Source organism: Microbacterium ureisolvens (assembly GCF_019511645.1).
In the GTDB taxonomy this organism is placed as follows: domain Bacteria; phylum Actinomycetota; class Actinomycetes; order Actinomycetales; family Microbacteriaceae; genus Microbacterium; species Microbacterium ureisolvens_A.
Genome location: NZ_JAEUAX010000006.1, coordinates 265833 through 281813, shown reverse-complemented (window position 1 = coordinate 281813; position 15981 = coordinate 265833). Strand labels below are relative to the sequence as shown.

15 protein-coding genes are annotated in these 15981 nt (G+C 71.1%); 5 read left to right on the top strand and 10 right to left on the bottom strand.

Annotation, left to right across the window (positions count from 1 at the left end):
- Positions 1-33 precede the first annotated feature (33 nt).
- Positions 34-519, top strand: a complete 486-nt coding sequence (locus JNB61_RS13175; RefSeq protein WP_220288345.1) for a MarR family winged helix-turn-helix transcriptional regulator — start codon at positions 34-36, stop codon at positions 517-519.
- A gap of 192 nt (positions 520-711) precedes the next feature.
- The gene (locus JNB61_RS13170) at positions 712-1902 is read left to right on the top strand and encodes a glycosyltransferase (RefSeq protein WP_220339915.1); all 1191 of its coding nucleotides are present in this window, start codon (positions 712-714) and stop codon (positions 1900-1902) included.
- Between the two features lie 40 nt (positions 1903-1942).
- On the opposite strand, the gene JNB61_RS13165 is transcribed toward JNB61_RS13170, so the two are convergent.
- Positions 1943-2719: an alpha/beta fold hydrolase gene (locus JNB61_RS13165; RefSeq protein WP_220339914.1), complete on the bottom strand. Its 777-nt coding sequence runs from the start codon at positions 2717-2719 to the stop codon at positions 1943-1945.
- 120 nt (positions 2720-2839) lie between these two features.
- On the opposite strand from JNB61_RS13165, the gene JNB61_RS13160 reads away from it, so the two are divergent.
- Positions 2840-3157: a hypothetical protein gene (locus JNB61_RS13160; RefSeq protein WP_220339913.1), complete on the top strand. Its 318-nt coding sequence runs from the start codon at positions 2840-2842 to the stop codon at positions 3155-3157.
- 9 nt (positions 3158-3166) lie between these two features.
- Here JNB61_RS13160 and JNB61_RS13155 read toward each other — a convergent pair whose 3' ends face one another.
- Genes JNB61_RS13155 through glnT form a run of 8 tightly spaced genes read right to left on the bottom strand, consistent with a single transcriptional unit; the run spans position 3167 to position 11228 of the window.
- Positions 3167-3760, bottom strand: coding sequence for a helix-turn-helix domain-containing protein (locus JNB61_RS13155; RefSeq protein ID WP_159846448.1), 594 nt, complete (start codon positions 3758-3760; stop codon positions 3167-3169).
- A complete protein-coding gene (locus tag JNB61_RS13150; RefSeq protein WP_223214815.1) occupies positions 3757-5007 on the bottom strand; it encodes an allantoate amidohydrolase in 1251 nt (416 codons plus the stop codon). Before JNB61_RS13150 ends, JNB61_RS13155 begins: the two co-directional genes overlap by 4 nt.
- Positions 5004-6137, bottom strand: a complete 1134-nt coding sequence (locus tag JNB61_RS13145; RefSeq protein ID WP_220339912.1) for an FAD-dependent oxidoreductase — start codon at positions 6135-6137, stop codon at positions 5004-5006. Before JNB61_RS13145 ends, JNB61_RS13150 begins: the two co-directional genes overlap by 4 nt.
- Before the next feature lie 10 nt (positions 6138-6147).
- Positions 6148-6837 carry a HutD family protein gene (locus tag JNB61_RS13140; RefSeq protein ID WP_220339911.1) on the bottom strand — a complete coding sequence of 230 codons (690 nt, stop codon included), beginning with the start codon at positions 6835-6837 and terminating at the stop codon, positions 6148-6150.
- 4 nt (positions 6838-6841) lie between these two features.
- Positions 6842-8167, bottom strand: a complete 1326-nt coding sequence (locus tag JNB61_RS13135; protein ID WP_159846436.1) for an FMN-binding glutamate synthase family protein — start codon at positions 8165-8167, stop codon at positions 6842-6844.
- 33 nt (positions 8168-8200) lie between these two features.
- Complete coding sequence (locus JNB61_RS13130) at positions 8201-8899, bottom strand: protein glxC (protein ID WP_220339910.1); 699 nt, start codon at positions 8897-8899, stop codon at positions 8201-8203.
- Positions 8899-9822, bottom strand: a complete 924-nt coding sequence (locus JNB61_RS13125; protein ID WP_220288352.1) for a glutamine amidotransferase — start codon at positions 9820-9822, stop codon at positions 8899-8901. Before JNB61_RS13125 ends, JNB61_RS13130 begins: the two co-directional genes overlap by 1 nt.
- Before the next feature lie 38 nt (positions 9823-9860).
- The gene (glnT, locus tag JNB61_RS13120; RefSeq protein ID WP_220339909.1) at positions 9861-11228 is read right to left on the bottom strand and encodes a type III glutamate--ammonia ligase; all 1368 of its coding nucleotides are present in this window, start codon (positions 11226-11228) and stop codon (positions 9861-9863) included.
- A 267-nt stretch (positions 11229-11495) separates the two neighbouring features.
- On the opposite strand from glnT, the gene JNB61_RS13115 reads away from it, so the two are divergent.
- Positions 11496-12764 (top strand): ammonium transporter, encoded by a 1269-nt coding sequence (locus JNB61_RS13115; RefSeq protein WP_220288354.1) that lies wholly within the window; start codon positions 11496-11498, stop codon positions 12762-12764.
- A 122-nt stretch (positions 12765-12886) separates the two neighbouring features.
- On the top strand, positions 12887-15247 hold the full coding sequence (locus tag JNB61_RS13110; protein ID WP_220339908.1) for a glycoside hydrolase family 65 protein: 2361 nt from the start codon (positions 12887-12889) through the stop codon (positions 15245-15247).
- 3 nt (positions 15248-15250) lie between these two features.
- On the opposite strand, the gene JNB61_RS13105 is transcribed toward JNB61_RS13110, so the two are convergent.
- Positions 15251-15919, bottom strand: coding sequence for a TetR family transcriptional regulator (locus JNB61_RS13105; RefSeq protein WP_374226641.1), 669 nt, complete (start codon positions 15917-15919; stop codon positions 15251-15253).
- Positions 15920-15981: the final 62 nt, after the last annotated feature.

Below are 15981 nucleotides of genomic sequence, written 5' to 3'. Positions count from 1 at the left end.
GCTTGTCGCCACAACTATTCCTAGAATCGGAGAATGAGCAGGCCGAGGTTCTACACGGCGGACGAGCAGGACACCTGGGTGCCGTTCGCCGCACTCCTCGAGCTGCTGCCACGGGAGCTCGATGCCCAGCTGCTGCGCGATGAGGACCTCACGCACTTCGACTACTTCGCGCTCTCGATGCTGTCGAACGCCGACCAGCACCGCCTGCAGATGAAGGAGCTCGCCTCGATGACGAACGCGACGCTGCCGCGCCTGTCGCACGTGATCTCGCGGCTCGAGGCGCGCGGCCTCGTGCGTCGAGAGCGCAACGCCGCCGACGCGCGAGCCACCGACGCGGTCATCACCGCGGACGGCCGGCGCAAGGTGCTGCAGGCGACCCCCGGGCACGTCCAGACCGTGCGCAGCGTTCTGCTCGACGTGATCACGCCCGAGCAGGCGGAGCAGTTGCGGGAGATCACCGCCGCCGTGCTCGCTCGCCTCGACCCCGACGGGCGGATGGCGGCGAGCCGCCCTCGCTGAGATCCTGCGGGGGTGCCGCGCGACGGCGTCGCCGCTCGACGAGCGTTCACCGGATGCACCCCGTCCGTTCATCGACATCGGGGCGCGCGGCCCCCGACGATGGATCGACCGGCACCGGCGCCGACAGTCACCGGCCGGAACGACGTTCCGGCATCCGATTCGTCCGTCGTCCCTCCACCCGAGAGGTGCCACATGACCCTTCGCGTGCTGTCGCTCTACGAAGGCTTCTTCGCCGGTGGGGCGCGGATCCTCCACTCCGACGTCGTCGCCGGCCTCCACGCCGCCGGCGAGCAGTCCCACGGTGTCCTGTCGCTGTCGGCACAGGCGCGCCGCGATGCGACCGTCCAGTTCGCCCACGACGATCCGCGCTACCGGCGGCTCGCCGGCGCGGGCGTCGAGATCACCGCGCTCGGCGGTACAGCAGGGGCGAAGCCGATGGACCCGTCATCGTTCGGCGAGCTCGACCTGTACCGCGCCGCCGAGGCGATCGCCCAGGCGGACGTCGTGCTGTCGCTCAAAGAGCAGCCGCTCGGCCTGCTCCTGGCTCTGCGGGCGCACGGACTCATGCCCTCGGTGCCCGTCGCCGCGTGCCTGCACCGCTCGGATCCGGGCCACTCCGGTCCGGCGCTCGGTTGGCTGCGCGAGGCCGCCGAGACGGGGCTGCTCACCGCCACCATCTCGTGCGCCGAATCGACCGACGCGGCGTACGCGCAGCACCTGCCGTTCGGCCTCGATCGCCGCGTCGTGCGCAACGGCATCGACATCGACGTGTTCACCCCGGAGGCCGACCCCGCCGACGGCGCCGCGCTGCGCGTACGCCTGGGCATTCCGCTCGACGCGCCCGTGGTGCTGCTCGCCGCCCGGTTCGACGCCATGAAAGACCCGGGGCTGTTCCTTCGCGCGACCGCGCGTCTGTCCGCACGCCGACCCGATGCGCACTTCGTGCTGTGCGGCGCGGGCATGAGGCCTGACAACGCCGCGTTCGCTTCGCTGATGACGGATGCTGCGGTCCCCGCCGACCGCGTGCACGCTCTGGGCATCCGCGGCGACATGCCGGACCTCTACCGGATCGCCGACATCGTCGCGCTGACCAGCGCGTTCGGGGAGGCCTCGCCGCTGTGCCTGCTCGAGGGCGCGGCGTCGGGCGCGACGCCCGTCACCACCGACGTCGGCGACGCGGCGAGCAGCGTGGCGGGGTTCGGTCTCGTGACCCCGCGCGAGCCGCACGCCATCGCCGCCGTCTGGGAGAGCGTGCTGAGCGAGCGCGGCCGGTTGCGGGAGGCCGCGCTCGCCGCCCGCGCCGGCCTGTCGCGCGGCCGGATGATCGACGAGTATCGCGCCGCGATCGAGGGTCTGGCCGAGCGCCGCCGCCTCGCCGCCTGATCGGGGTGGTCGCGGCTCAGGGCAGGGCGGGAAGCGGGGTCTACCCGAGGCGCTCCTTCACGACCCGCGCCGTCGCGTCGGGGTCAGGGCGGTGCATCACCGACTCGGGGACGACGACCAGCTCGGCGCCGTCGATCTCGTCGGCCAGGCGGTCGGCGGCGGTGACCAGCATCGGGAAGGTCTGCGCGCCGCGGAGCACGGTGACCGGGGCGGCGACCGAGAGCATCTCGGGGCTCGGCGTCGACGCGAACCGAACCAGGTTCGTGTCGTACACGGTCGACTGCGCGAGTGGGACGAGCGCGGCGAACTGGTCGCTCGCGCGCATGCCGTCGACCATCTCGCGCGGCAGGCCGACGCCTTCGAGCTGGAACGTCACGATCGCCTCGTCGGGCTGACCGCCGTCCACGAGCGCCTGCAGCCGCTCGGCGAGGTCATCGGCCGGCTCGTCGACGCCGAAGCGCAGCGGCGGTTCCGACAGGAACAGCGCCCTCACGGGCACTGCGCGCGACGCCGCGAACAGCGCCAGCACCGCGCCCGACGAGTGGCCGAGCACCGCGGCCTCCCCTCCCGACGCGGAGATCACCGCTGCGAGGTCCTCCACCTCCCGTTCGGGCGTCGAATCGCGGGCGTCTCCGCTCGCACCGCGCGCTCGGCGGTCCCACGTGATGGCCCGGAATCCTGCGTCCGCCAATGCCCCGGCCAGTCCCGCTGCATCGGCGGCCGTGGACATGGCGCCGTTCACGATCACGATGACAGGCCCCTCGCCGGTCTTGTCATAGGCGATGGCGGTGCCGTCGGCAGAAGTCACGGTGTTCATGGGCGCCAGCCAACCACGGGCGTCCGACATGCGACAGGGTGCAGCATCCCGTCGATGCATCCATCGGTATCCGTGTCAACCACGTGTACCGGAGCGGCCGAGGGCGCGAACGCTTTCGGCATGAAGCACGTGACGTACGCAGACAAGGCGCTCTTCCTCGACGACGAGTCGGCCGACTGGCTGATGGAGTATGCGCGCGCCTTGGGTGTGGCCGGGATGACCGATTCGATCTCGCTGCACGCGATCGGGCTCGACGGCAACGAGGTGGACGTGACGTTCCTGCTCAACTCCAACACCGAGCTGGTCACGCAGACGACGCAGAATTCCCTCAGCGCCCCGAGGAACGACGAGGTCGTCGGCTACATGCAGGAGCAGACGCGCCTGATCATGTCGCCTCCGCCCGCCCGGATGGCGGACGACCCGTTCGACCTCCACTGAGCGCCGCGCTCAGCGCGACCGGATCGCGAGGAACCGGATCGGAACCTCGATGAGCTCGACGGGTCCGTGCGCGGCCTCGCCGTCGAGCAGCAGCGCGTCGCCCGGGGCCATCTCGTACTCGTAGCCGCCGTGTCCGTACTTCATGCGCCCCTCGAGCATGTAAAGGAACTCGGTGCCGGGGTGCTGGAAGAGGGGGAACACGTTCGACGCGTCGGTCAGGGTGACGAGCGTCGGCTCGAGAGCGTTCGGGGTGTCTTTCAGCACGCCGAGCATCTGGTACAGATGCCCGTGCTGGGTGCCGCTGCGGACGCTGACGCTCCCCGCCCCCGCCTTGGTGAACGAAGCCTCGCGGTCGCTCGCCGACCCGCGGAACAGCGCTGTGACCGGGATGCCGAAGCCGTCGGCCAAGCGCTGCAGCGTCGTCAGCGAGCACGAGGTCGTCGCCGACTCGATCTTCGAGATCATCGCCTTCGACAGGCCAGTGCGAGCCGCGAGGTCGGCCGCCGAGATGCCCTGCTCGGCCCGGTAGCGCCGCACCTGCTGCGCGATGATCGGCTCCAGCACGCCGCCTGCGGCGTCGGCTCCCGGGATCGCGGCACTCACCTCGCCATCATATGGTCGGTCCCGACCGCCGCCCCGGGGGCCGGCGCGGCCAGCTCCTGCAGCACGTCGGCCAGTGCGACGGCGCCGAGCTCGGCATCCGCGTCCTCCACGAGCTCTTCGGGCGAGTGCGAGATGCCGGTCGGGTTGCGCACGAAGAGCATCGCGGTGGGGACGGATGCTGCGAGCACGCCCGCGTCGTGGCCGGCACCCGTTCCGAGCTCGGGGGCATCGGGGAGGGTCGTGCGCAGCGCCTCGCGCAGGCCGAGGTCGAAGTCGACGGTGGTGCTCAGGGACTCCTCCCGCACCTCGGCGCGGCAGCCCTCGTCGAGGGCGGCAGCGACGACCCGGTCGCGGGCCTCCGAGACGAGAGCGGCCGTCACGAGGTCATCGGGGTGGCGGATGTCGATCCAGAAGCGAACCTGTGACGCGATGACGTTCGTTCCGCCGGGCACCGGCTCGAGGCGACCGACGGTCGCGCGTGCGTCGGGCGTGCGTCGGGCGAGGTCGCGGATCTCGACGATCATGCGCGCGGCGGCGACCATGGGGTCGCGGCGGTCTTCCATGAGCGTCGTGCCGGCGTGGTTGCCCTGTCCGTCGACGGTCACCCGCCACCGGCCGTGGCCGAGGATCGACGAGGCGATCGCGACGGGCTTGCCCAGGTCGATCAGTCCGCGCCCCTGCTCGACGTGGAGTTCGACGAAAGACGAGATGCGGGCGAGCCGCTCGGGGTCGGGGCCCAGGTGCGCCGGGTCCAGGCCGTCGCGCCGCAGCGCCTCGGCGAACGTGTCGCCTTCGCGGTCGGCGAGCGCCAGCGCGCGGTCGGGGCTGAGCGCGCCGCTCATCAGGCGCGAGCCCAGGCACGCGACGCCGAAGCGCGAGCCCTCCTCCTCGGGGAAGACGGCGATTCCGATGGGGCGCTCCGGCACGACAGCCCGCTCGCGCAGCAGATCGACGGCGACGAGACCGGATGCGACGCCCAGCGGCCCGTCATAACCGCCCCCGCCGGGGACGGAGTCGAGGTGGCTGCCGGTGATCACGGCGTCCGCGGTGCTGCCGCTCGGGTTCCACCACGCCCACAGCGTGCCGTTGCGGTCGCGCTCCACGTCGAGGCCCCGGGCCTCGGCGTGCCCCGCGAACCACTCGCGGAGCTCGCGATCGGCATCGGAGTATCCCGCGCGGCTGAAGCCCCCGCGCGCGGCGTCTGCTCCCACCGCCGCGATCTCGCGCAGCATCCCCGCGACGCTCATGCGCCGGCCATCGCGGCGAGGGGACGGAACCGTGAGACGCCGGAGTCCGCGCCGGTGACGAGACGTGCGGTGAGCTCGCCCAGCAACGGCGCGAACTTGGCGCCGTGACCGGAGCACGGCGACAGGATCGTCACACCGCCCACGCGGTCGATGATGAAGTCATCGGCCGGAGCGTTCGTGAACAGGCACGTGGTCTCGGCGTAGGGCTCGGGCACGAGCCCTGGCAGCGCCTCCGCGACGTACGAGACGAGTCGCTCGCGCCGCGCCGGGTCGACGATGCGGTCGTGCTCCAGCGCGGAGCCGATGACGCGGCCTCCGTTGTACTCGGCGACCTTCTGCCCGCGGAAGGCCGCGTCGCGCCCGCCGGGCAGCCCGTACACCTGGATGTCGGCGCGCTTGTTGATGAAGGTCGGCCACGCCGCCCCGGGGTCGCGGTACGGGAAATGCAGCGCCTGCTCCTGCCGCACCTCCATCCGCGGAAACGCGTCGAGCGCCTCCCGGGGCAGCCCGAGGCCGGCGAGCAGCGCGGGCAGCCAGCCGCCCGCGGCGACGACGACCTGCGACGCCACGACCGTGTCACCCGCCTCCGACTCGACGAGGTAGTCGCCGGCCTGGGCGAGCACGCGAGCCGCGGCCCAGTCCTGCCGCAGCTCGGCGCCCGCGGCCACGGCGAGCCCGACCATGGCCTTCACCGACTCCTCCGCGTCGATGACGCCGGCATCCGCGTGCCACAGCACCGGACCGTCGAAGGCGATGCCCGCCCAGCGGGCCGAGGCCTCGGCGGCGGTGAGCAGCTCGTGCGGAACGCTCGCGCCGGCGAGCACCGCTGCGAGGGCCGCGGGGTCGCGAGTCGCGCCGTAGTCCAGCGAGCCGGTAGGCGTGATGAGGCGCTCGCCGCGGAGATCTTCGAGCTCGTCCCACCCGCGTCGCGCCTCGACCATGAGGTCCGTGTAGAAGGGGTCGGGGTAGGTGTACCGCAGGATGCGGGCCGAGCCGTGCGAGCTTCCGAGATCATTGGCGGGCGTGCTGCGCTCGAGGACGACGACGTCGTGCCCCCGGCGGGCGAGCTGCCATGCGGTCGCTGCGCCTGCGAGGCCGGCGCCGATGATCGCGATGGGGTGTGTGGACATTCCGGGCCTTTCAGTTGTTCGGCGCGTCGCCGGACGGGGAGAGGTCGAATCGCGCGATGAGTGCGCGATCGCAGCTGATGCGGCGCTCGCGCGGGCCCTGCAGCAGCGCACTGCCGGGCGGAAGGGGCAGGTCGTCGACTGTCGCCGTCCCCGCCAGCAGCACCGTGAGAGTCGCCGCCGGATCGACCCGCACCGTGCCGTGGTGCAGCTCCACGCGGTACGTCGGCTCGGCGAGCCCGCGTTTGACCATGAGGTTCACGACCGACACGCCCCCGCGATCAGCTGTCGCGACGACGCGGGCTTCACCGCGGAAACGGATGCCGCGTTCCCGCGTCACGCGCCGCTCGACGCCGTCGACCGTCAGCGCGAGAGTGGCAGCGCTCAGCGGGATGAGCACGCGGTCGATGCCGGGGAACGCCGAGAACGGCATCCGCCCCCGCAGTTCCGCGATGCTCAGCCGCCACGCGAGCCGCTTCGCGAGCACGCGCGTCACGCCGAGGCCGTTCGCCCACGACTCCGGAGAGGCGTCGGTGGGCGTGACCACGTCGAGGTCGGCGAGCTCGCTCACAGGCGTCGTGGCCCGCCACGAGGACGGAGATCGGCGTTCGTCCGGACGGGTGTCGCTGCGCGGCTCCGACCTCTCGCCGATCTCCGGCGGCGTGGTCGACGCCCGCGACGGTGCGCGCAGGTCGAGGGGCATGGCGTCAGCTGCGTCCGGGAATCCACGACGTGCCGGCCAGCGGCACGCCGGCCATCGCGGCAGACTCGACCGTCAGTGCGACGAGGTCCTCGGGCTCGAGATTGCGCACGTGCGACTTGCCGCAGGCGCGGGCGATCGTCTGGGCCTCGAGCGTGAGCACGCGGAGGTAGTTCGCGAGCCGCCGTCCAGCGGCGACCGGGTCGAGGCGGGCCGACAGCTCCGGGTCCTGCGTGGAGATGCCGGCGGGGTCGCGGCCGTCCTGGAAATCGTCATAGAAGCCCGCCGCAGAGCCGAGCGCGGCGTACTCGTCGGCATAGCGCGGGTCGTTGTCCCCCAGAGCGATCAGGGCCGCAGTGCCGATGGCCACCGCATCCGCCCCCAGCGCCAGAGCCTTCGCCACGTCGGCGCCGTTTCGGATGCCGCCCGACACGATCAGCTGCACGCCGGTGCGGTGCACGCCGAGCTCCTGCAGAGCCTGGACGGCGGGGCCGATGGCCGCGAGCGTCGGGATGCCGACGTGCTCGATGAACACCTGCTGCGTGGCGGCGGTGCCGCCCTGCATGCCGTCGAGCACGACGACGTCGGCGCCCGCCTTCACCGCCAGCGCGGTGTCGTAGTACGGACGAGAGGCGCCGATCTTGACGTAGATGGGCTTGCGCCAGTCGGTGATCTCGCGGAGCTCGGCGATCTTGATGGTGAGGTCGTCGGGTCCGGTCCAGTCGGGGTGACGGCTCGCCGAGCGCTGGTCGATCCCGACGGGGAGGGTGCGCATGCCCGCCACGCGCTCGGTGATCTTCTGGCCGAGCAGCATGCCGCCGCCGCCGGGTTTGGCGCCCTGGCCGAGCACGATCTCGATGGCGTCGGCCTTGCGCAGGTCGTCGGGGTTCATGCCGTAGCGCGATGGGAGGTACTGGTAGACGAGGGTCTTGGACTGGCCGCGCTCTTCCGGCGTCATGCCGCCGTCGCCGGTCGTGGTCGAGGTGCCCGCCTCGCTTGCGCCGCGGCCAAGGGCCTCCTTGGCATTGGCGGACAGCGCCCCGAAGCTCATGCCCGCGATCGTCACCGGGATGTCGAGGTGGATGGGCTCGAGCGCGTTGCGGGCGCCGAGCGTCACATCGGTCGCGCACTTCTCGCGGTACCCCTCGAGCGGGTAGCGCGACATGCTCGCCCCGAGGAAGAGGAGGTCGTCGAAGTGAGGCAGCGATCGCTTGGCACCCCAGCCGCGGATGTCGTAGATGCCGGTGGATGCTGCGCGCTGGATGTCAGCGATGGTGGCGCGGTCGAAGGTCGCGGACTCGCGGAGGCCGAGGGCGGCGAGATCGGTGGTCATGTGTTGCTCCCTGTGGTGCGTGTCGTGGTGCGGTCAGTACGCGCCGGCGTTGTCGACCTTGAAGTGGTAGAGGCCCCGCGCCGAGCCGTAGCGGCGGAACTCCTCGGCCCGCTCCGTGCGGCCCGCGCGCTCGAGCAGCTCTTGGAGTTCGGCGAGGTGCTCCGGGCGCATCTCCTTCTCGACGCAGTCGGCGCCGAGCGAGGCGACCTGGCCGCGCACGTAGATGCGCGCCTCGTAGATCGAATCGCCGAGGGCCTCGCCCGCGTCGCCGCAGACGACGAGGCGGCCGGCCTGCGCCATGAAGGCCGACGCGTGGCCGATGCTGCCGCCCACGACGATGTCGACGCCCTTCATCGAGATGCCGCAGCGGGCGCCGGTGTTTCCGTCGACGATGACCAGACCGCCGTGGCCGGTCGCCCCGGTCGACTGCGAGGCGTCGCCGGTCACGTGCACGACGCCCGACATGATGTTCTCGGCCAGTCCCACGCCGGCGCTGCCGTGCACGGTCGCGGTGCCGGTCTGGTGCATGCCGGCGAAGTAGTAGCCGACATTGCCCTCGACGGTCACGTCGAGGTCGGCGGTGATGCCGACGGCGATGTTGTGGCCGCCGACCGGCGACTCGACGACGAACGAGGCGCCGTCGACGGCGTCGTGCAGCAGCTGGTTGAGCTCACGGACGCTCGAGTCAGCGAGGTCGACGGTGGTCACGGCTGCGGGGGCCATGAGGGTCATCAAGAGGCTCCTTCCAGGACGGGCGCGAGCGCCCAGGTGTAGACGACGCCGGGCGACGGCTCGAAGACGCGGGCGTCCTCGACACCCGGCAGGCCCGCGAGGGCGCGGTATTCGGATGCCATCGCGATCCAGTCGTCGGTCTCGGCGATGATCGCCGGCTTGCACGCGATGGGGTCGCGGACGACCGCCATGCTGTCGGCGGTGGTGACGACGAGCGTGTAGAACCCGTCGAACACGCCCTGCAGCGCCTCGAGCGCGGTCTTGAGGTCGTCGCCGTGGCCCATGCGCCACGCGATGTAACGGGCCGCGACCTCGGAGTCGTTCTCGCTGTCGAACTCCACGCCCTCGGCGCGCAGCCAGCGGCGGATCGACGCGTGGTTGCTGAACGAGCCGTTGTGAACGAGGCAGAGATCCTCGGCGACGGTGAACGGGTGTGCGCCGACGGCGGTGACCGCCGACTCCGTGGCCATCCGGGTGTGCGACAGCGCCTGCGTGCCGCTGATCCCGGTGAGCCCGTACACCTCGGCGAGCTCGACGGGGTGGCCGACGCCCTTCAGCACGGCCACGTTCGATCCGCGGCCGATGATGCTCTCGCCGGGAAGCGCCGCGCGCACCGCCTCTTCCAGGACGGACGCCTCGACCTCCGCATTCACGAGCACGGACTCGGCGTACGCGACCACCGTCGGTTCAGCTCCCTCCGGCAGCGACGCACGCAGGGTCTCCGCCAGCGCGGCGGGGTCGGCATCCGTGATCACGGTTATCGCCGACGATCCTTCGGGCGTGAGCCGGTCCGAGCCGTAGAGGGCCAGCCCTGCAGAGTCGGGGCCGCGCTCGACGATCTCGCACAGCATGCCGTGCATGAGGCCGCCGAGCTCGCCGCGCAGCGCCGGGTTGCGAATCTGCAGTGCAGCGATTCCGCACATGGGGTTTCCTTTCGTTCGAGAAGCGGATGCCGCGGCGTTCAGTACGCCGTCAGATAGCGGTCCAGCTCCCACTCGGTGACGGTGTTGTGCCAGCTGAGGAACTCGTCTTCCTTGGCGTCGGCGAAGTACTCGCCGACGCCGCGGCCGCCGTCGTCGAGCGCTTCGCGCAGCACGGCGTCGTCACGGAGCGACTGCACGGCATGCAGGAGCGTGCGGGGGAGTACGGCCGACGTCTCGCGGAATTCGCCGGGGCCGCACGGGGCGCCCGGGTCGGCCGCCCGCTCGATGCCGTCGAGGCCCGCGTGCACCACGGCGGCCAGGGCGAGGTAGGGATTCGCCGAGCCGTCCGCTGCGCGCAGCTCGATGCGGTTGGCGTCGGGCACGCGGATGAAGTGGGTGCGGTCGTTGCCGCCGTACGTGGCGTGCTTGGGCGACCAGGTGGCGCCCGAGGCGCTCGTCGTCGCGCCGCGGCGCTTGTAGGAGTTGACGCTCGGCGCAAGGAACAGCTGCAGCCCGGGAGCGTGGTCGAGCAAGCCGGCGACGAACGAGTACGCGACGTCCGAGAGTCCGAGGCCGCGCTCGTCGGTCGCGTCAGGGAACACCGGCGCGTCGTCGTGCCACAGCGACAGGTGGAAGTGCAGGCCGTTGCCGGCACGGTCGCTGAAGGGCTTCGGCATGAACGTCGCGGTCATGTCGCGCTGCTCGGCGAGCATGCCGATGAGGTAGCGCAGCGTGATCACGCGGTCCGCCGTGACGAGCGCCTCCTCGTACGCGAAGTTCTGCTCGAACTGGCCGGGGGCGTCCTCGTGGTCGTTGGCGTAGTTGCCCCAGCCGAGCGCGTTCATCGCGTCGCTGACCGCCGCGAGGTGGTCGTACATGCGTGTCACGCCGCGGGCGTCGTAACAGGAGCGCAGCCCCTCGTCCTTGGCGTCGGCCGCCGTCAGCGTGCCGTCTTCGGAGCGGTCGACGAGGAAGTACTCGACTTCGGCGCCGACCTTGGCGGACAGGCCGCGCTCGGCGAGGCGCGCGAGCGCGCGCTTCAGGATGACGCGCGGGGCGTAGGGCCACGGCTCGCCGTCGACGTGGGGGTCGCAGTGGACGATCGCGAGGCCTTCGCGCACGAAGGGGATGGGCGCGTACGAGTCGAGGTCGGGCACGGCGATGAGGTCGGCGTCGTGCGGGCGTTGGCCGATCAGCCCGGCGGCGAAGCCTGCGAAGCCGAGCTCGCCGGCCTCCAGTTCGTCTGCGGCCGAGACGGGCACGAGCTTGGCGCAGGGCTTGCCGTTGAGGTCGACGAACACCGCGAGGATGAAGCGGACGTCGTCCGCCAGTGCGCGTGCGCGCAGCGACTGCGGTGCGGTGGGAAGCGTGACGAGGTCACCCCCGGCGAAGGCGGGAACGGTCATAGCGGATCTCCTCGGTCAAGTTGACTGTTGGTGAAGTGTGTTGATTGACAGTAACAAGATGGCCACGTCAGAGAGGTATCGTCCATGTTTCGAGCGCGTAAAACCGGTCTCACTCGATGTCACGCAAGGTTCACGCGGCAGAAATAGCCACAGAGTTGCTCGCTAAGAAAATGGGTTGCACGGCAGTGATCTGCCTGCAGGCGCAGATCACAGGTGCACCGCAACCCGGCGGTCCCTCCCGCGGCGGCCTGCAGAAAGGCTCGCGTCATGGATCAGGGAAACACCACATTCATCCTGCTGTCGGCGGCACTGGTGCTGCTGATGGCACCCGGTCTGGCCTTCTTCTACGGAGGTCTCGTCAAAGCGAAGAGCGTCATCAGCATGATGATGATGACGTTCGGCGCAGCCGGGCTCATCGGCGTGCTGTGGGTGATCTACGGCTACGCGATCGCGTTCCCGGGCTCCGACGGACTCGTCGCGCCGTGGGCGATCGACTGGTCGGCGATCGGGCTCGAGAGCCTCATCGAGGTGCCGGAGGGCGCGGCATACCCGCCCATGGCCTTCGTCGCCTTCCAGGCGACGTTCGCGATCATCACGGTCGCCCTGATCTCGGGCGCGATCGCAGACCGTGCGAAGTTCGGATCATGGATGCTGTTCGCCGGCGTGTGGGCGACGGTCGTGTACTTCCCGGTCGCCAGCTGGGTCTTCAACTTCGGCCTCGCCGATGATGGCAGCTTCGCCTACGGCGGCTGGATCACCTACGGTCTGCAGGAGGTCTTCGGCGTCGGGGTCATCGACTTCGCCGGCGGCACGGCGGTGCACATCAACGCGGGTGCGGCGGCGCTCGCTCTCGCCCTCGTGCTCGGCAAGCGCGTCGGGTTCAAGAAGGGCGTGCACGTGCCCCACAACCCGCCGTTCGTGCTCCTCGGCGCGGGCCTGCTGTGGTTCGGATGGTTCGGGTTCAACGGCGGCTCCGAGCTGGCCGCCGACGGCACCGCGGCCCTCGTCTACGTCAACACCCTCGCCGCGACTGCGGCCGCACTGCTCGCGTGGCTCGTCGTCGAGAAGCTCAAGGACGGCAAGCCCACGTCGGTGGGCGCCGCCTCGGGCGCGATCGCCGGTCTCGTCGCCATCACTCCCGCGTGTGCGGCGCTGAACCCGGTCTGGGCGATCGTGCTCGGTGTCGTCGCCGGTGCGGTCTGCGCCCTGGCGATCGAGCTGAAGTTCAAGTGGGGCTTCGACGACTCGCTCGACGTGGTGGGCATCCACCTCGTGGGCGGTCTCATCGGCACGCTGTACCTCGGCTTCTTCGCCAACGGCACCGGCCTGTTCATGGGCGGCAACGGCACGCAGCTGCTCGTGCAGGCGATCGCCGCGTTCGCGGTGCTGGGTTACTCGCTGATCCTCACGCTCGTGATCGGCTTCGCGATCGAGAAGACCCTCGGCTTCCGCGTCAAGAGCGAGGACGAGGTCGCCGGCGTCGACCTCGCCGAGCACGGCGAGACGGGCTACGTCCTGGAGGAGCAGCCCGCCTGACGGCTGCGCCGCAGCGTCGTGCGGGAGGCCGGATCCGCGGCCTCCCGCACACCCGTTACCGGGGCGTCGCCCGGATTGCAAGACCTTCGCGGGGTTCGTCCCGCCGCCCGCACAATGGCGGCATGCCTGAGATCTCGCCCTTCGACGTCTCACCCTGGGGAATCGGCTGGAGCGGCTGGGAGCCGTCGCGCCAGGCTCGCCGCGAATCCGTCTTCTCGCTGTCGAACGGGCACATCGGCTGGCGGGGGACCCTCGATGAGGGCGACCCGTGTGAGACGCCGGGCTCGTACCTCAACGGCCTCTTCGAGCACCACCCGATGCCGTACGCCGAGGACGGCTACGGCTACCCTGAGCGCGGCGAGACCATGGTCAACGCCCCCGACGGCAAGGTCATCCGGCTCCTCGTCGACGACGAGCCGTTCGACATCCGGGAGGGGCGGCTCGAGTCCCACGAGCAGCACCTCGACTTCCGCGCCGGAACCCTCCGGCGCGAGGTCCGCTGGACCTCGCCGTCCGGCGCCACGGTGCGGGTCGAGTCGACCCGGCTGGTCTCGCTGACGCATCGCGCGATCGCCGCGATCGACTACCGCGTCACGGCGCTCAGCGGGCCGCTGGAGGTCACGGTGCTCTCCGAGATCGTCGCGAACGAGCCGCTTCCCGAGGTGCATCCCGACGAGCGGGTGATGGATCCGCTCCGCCACCCCTACGAGCCGGTCGACCGCGCCGTCACCGCGAGCGGAGCGACGCTGCTTCATCGCACCAAGCGCAGCCGCATCGGCGTCGCCGTGGCGATGGACCACGTGGTCTCGGAGGCCCCGTCGTCCATCGACACCGAGGCCTCGGACGACGTGGCGCGCACCACGGTGACCGCTCGGCTGACGGAGGGCGGCAGCATCCGTGTCGTGAAGATGGTCGGTCACGAATGGTCTGGTGATCTGACGGATGCCGCGCTGCGCGACCGCGTCGACGCCGCCGTCGCGACCGCAGCGCGTCTCGGCTGGGACGCACTGGCGCGCGAGCAGCGGGACTGCCTCGACGACTTCTGGGAGGCCGCGGACGTCGAGCTCGACGGTGACACGCGGCTGCAGCAGGCCGTGCGCTTCGCGCTCTTCCAGGTGCTGCAGTCCGCCGCGCGGGCCGACGTGCGCTCGATTCCGGGGAAAGGCCTCACCGGCCCCGGCTACGAGGGGCACACATTCTGGGATGCCGAGACGTTCGTGCTGCCGGTGCTGACGTACACCGCGCCCGGCGCGGCGGCGCACGCCCTGCGATGGCGGCACTCGACGCTCGACACCGCCCGCGAGCGGGCGGGGCAGCTTCACCTCGCGGGGGCCGCGTTCCCGTGGCGCACGATCAGCGGACGCGAGTGCTCGGGGTACTGGCCCGCGGGCACGGTCGCCTTCCACATCAACGCCGACATCGCCGGGGCGGTGATGCGTCACGTGCGCACGACCGGTGATGAGGAGTTCGAGCGGGAGGTGGGGCTCGAGGTCCTCGTCGAGACGGCGCGGCTGTGGGTGTCGCTCGGCTACCGCGACGCGCACGGCGTCTTCCACCTCGACGGGATCACCGGCCCGGACGAGTACTCCGCGCTCGTCGACGACAACACGTTCACGAACCTGGCGGCGCAGCGCAATCTCCGCGGCGCCGCCCAGGCCGCGAGGCGCCACAGCGCCCGGGCGCGTGAGCTCGGCGTGCGCGACGACGAGGTCGGGGAGTGGGAGGTCATCGCCGACGCGATGGCGGTGCCCTACGACGAGGTGCGTCGCGTGCACCAGCAGGCCGCCGGCTACACCGATCTCGAGCGCTGGGACTTCGAGGCCACATCGCCCGATCAGTACCCCCTGCAGAACCACTTCCCGTACTTCGACCTCTACCGCAAGCAGGTGCTGAAGCAGGCCGACCTCGTGCTCGCGCTGCAGCTGTTCCACGAGGCCTTCACCGCCGAAGAGACGGCGCGCGCCTTCGCCTACTACGAGGGGCTCACCGTCCGGGACTCGTCGCTCTCGGCGTCGACCCAGGCGGTGGTGGCGGCCTGGGTGGGCCAGAGCGAGCTCGCCATCGAATACCTCACCGAGGCCTCGACGATCGACCTCAACGACCTGCGGGACGATGTCGACGACGGACTTCACATCGCCGCGCTGGGCGGTGTGTGGACGGCGGTGGTGTCGGGCCTGGGCGGCATGAAGAACGGGCCGGACGGCCTCGAGTTCTGCCCGCGCCTGGCTGCGCCGATCACGCGGCTCTCGTTCGGCATCCGGACGGGCGGACGGATGCTGCGCGTCGAGGTCTCCGGCCACACGGCGTCGTACACGCTCAGCGGGGGCCCGCCGCTGCCGATCCGCCACTTCGGGGCGGCCGTCGAGCTCCACGCGGGAAAGCCGACGCCGCTGCCGATCCCGCCTGCGCCCGACCCCGGACCCCGTCCGTCGCAGCCGAAGGGGCGCTCGCCGGAGGAGGTCCGTGCCGTGAAGGGCGACTGAAGGTCAGTCCTCGGAGCCGTCGGCTGCGGTCTCCGCGGGAGCCGACCCGGCGATCGCCGTGCGCAGCGCGCCGGGCTCGAGTCCCAGCGCCCAGTCGCTCACGTCGGCGACGACCTGACGCTGTGCGCGGTGCATGGGCGGGTTCGCGGTGTTCACGTACGAGCCGCCGCCGTCGACGGCGATGAGGATCCGGATGCAGGCGGTCTCGGCATCCGTGATCTTGAAGTCGCCCGAGGCGATGCCGTCCTCGATGATCGCGGTCAGGCGCTCGCGGTCGAGCTCGTCCTGCCGCTGCAGCGCGGTGTCGAGCGCGGGGCTGAAGCGGGCGAGGTGGCGTGCGTTGAGCCACATGCGCGCGAGCGGCAGTGAGGCGCCGCGTTCGATGTGCGCGACGAAGTGCGCCACGCGCTCGACGGGCGTGCCCGACGCCGTGAAGAACCGCTCGCGCTCTTGCACGGCGGCGCGCGTGAACGCCTCGATCACGAGAGCCTCTGCGGCGGGGAAGTAGTGCGTGATCAGGCCCGGGCGCACCCCGAGGCGGTCGGCGACGGCGCGCAGCGTGATGCGCTCGAGCCCTTCGTCGAGCGCGATCGCCGTTGCGTGCTCGAGGATCTCTTCCCGGCGTTCCTCGGGGCGCTTGCGCGTACGAACCGAAATCTCGCTTGACGTCACGGTGATCATGCTATTGAATGTGTGACCAATAGTCCATTGGGCATGTGACCAATAGCAACGAT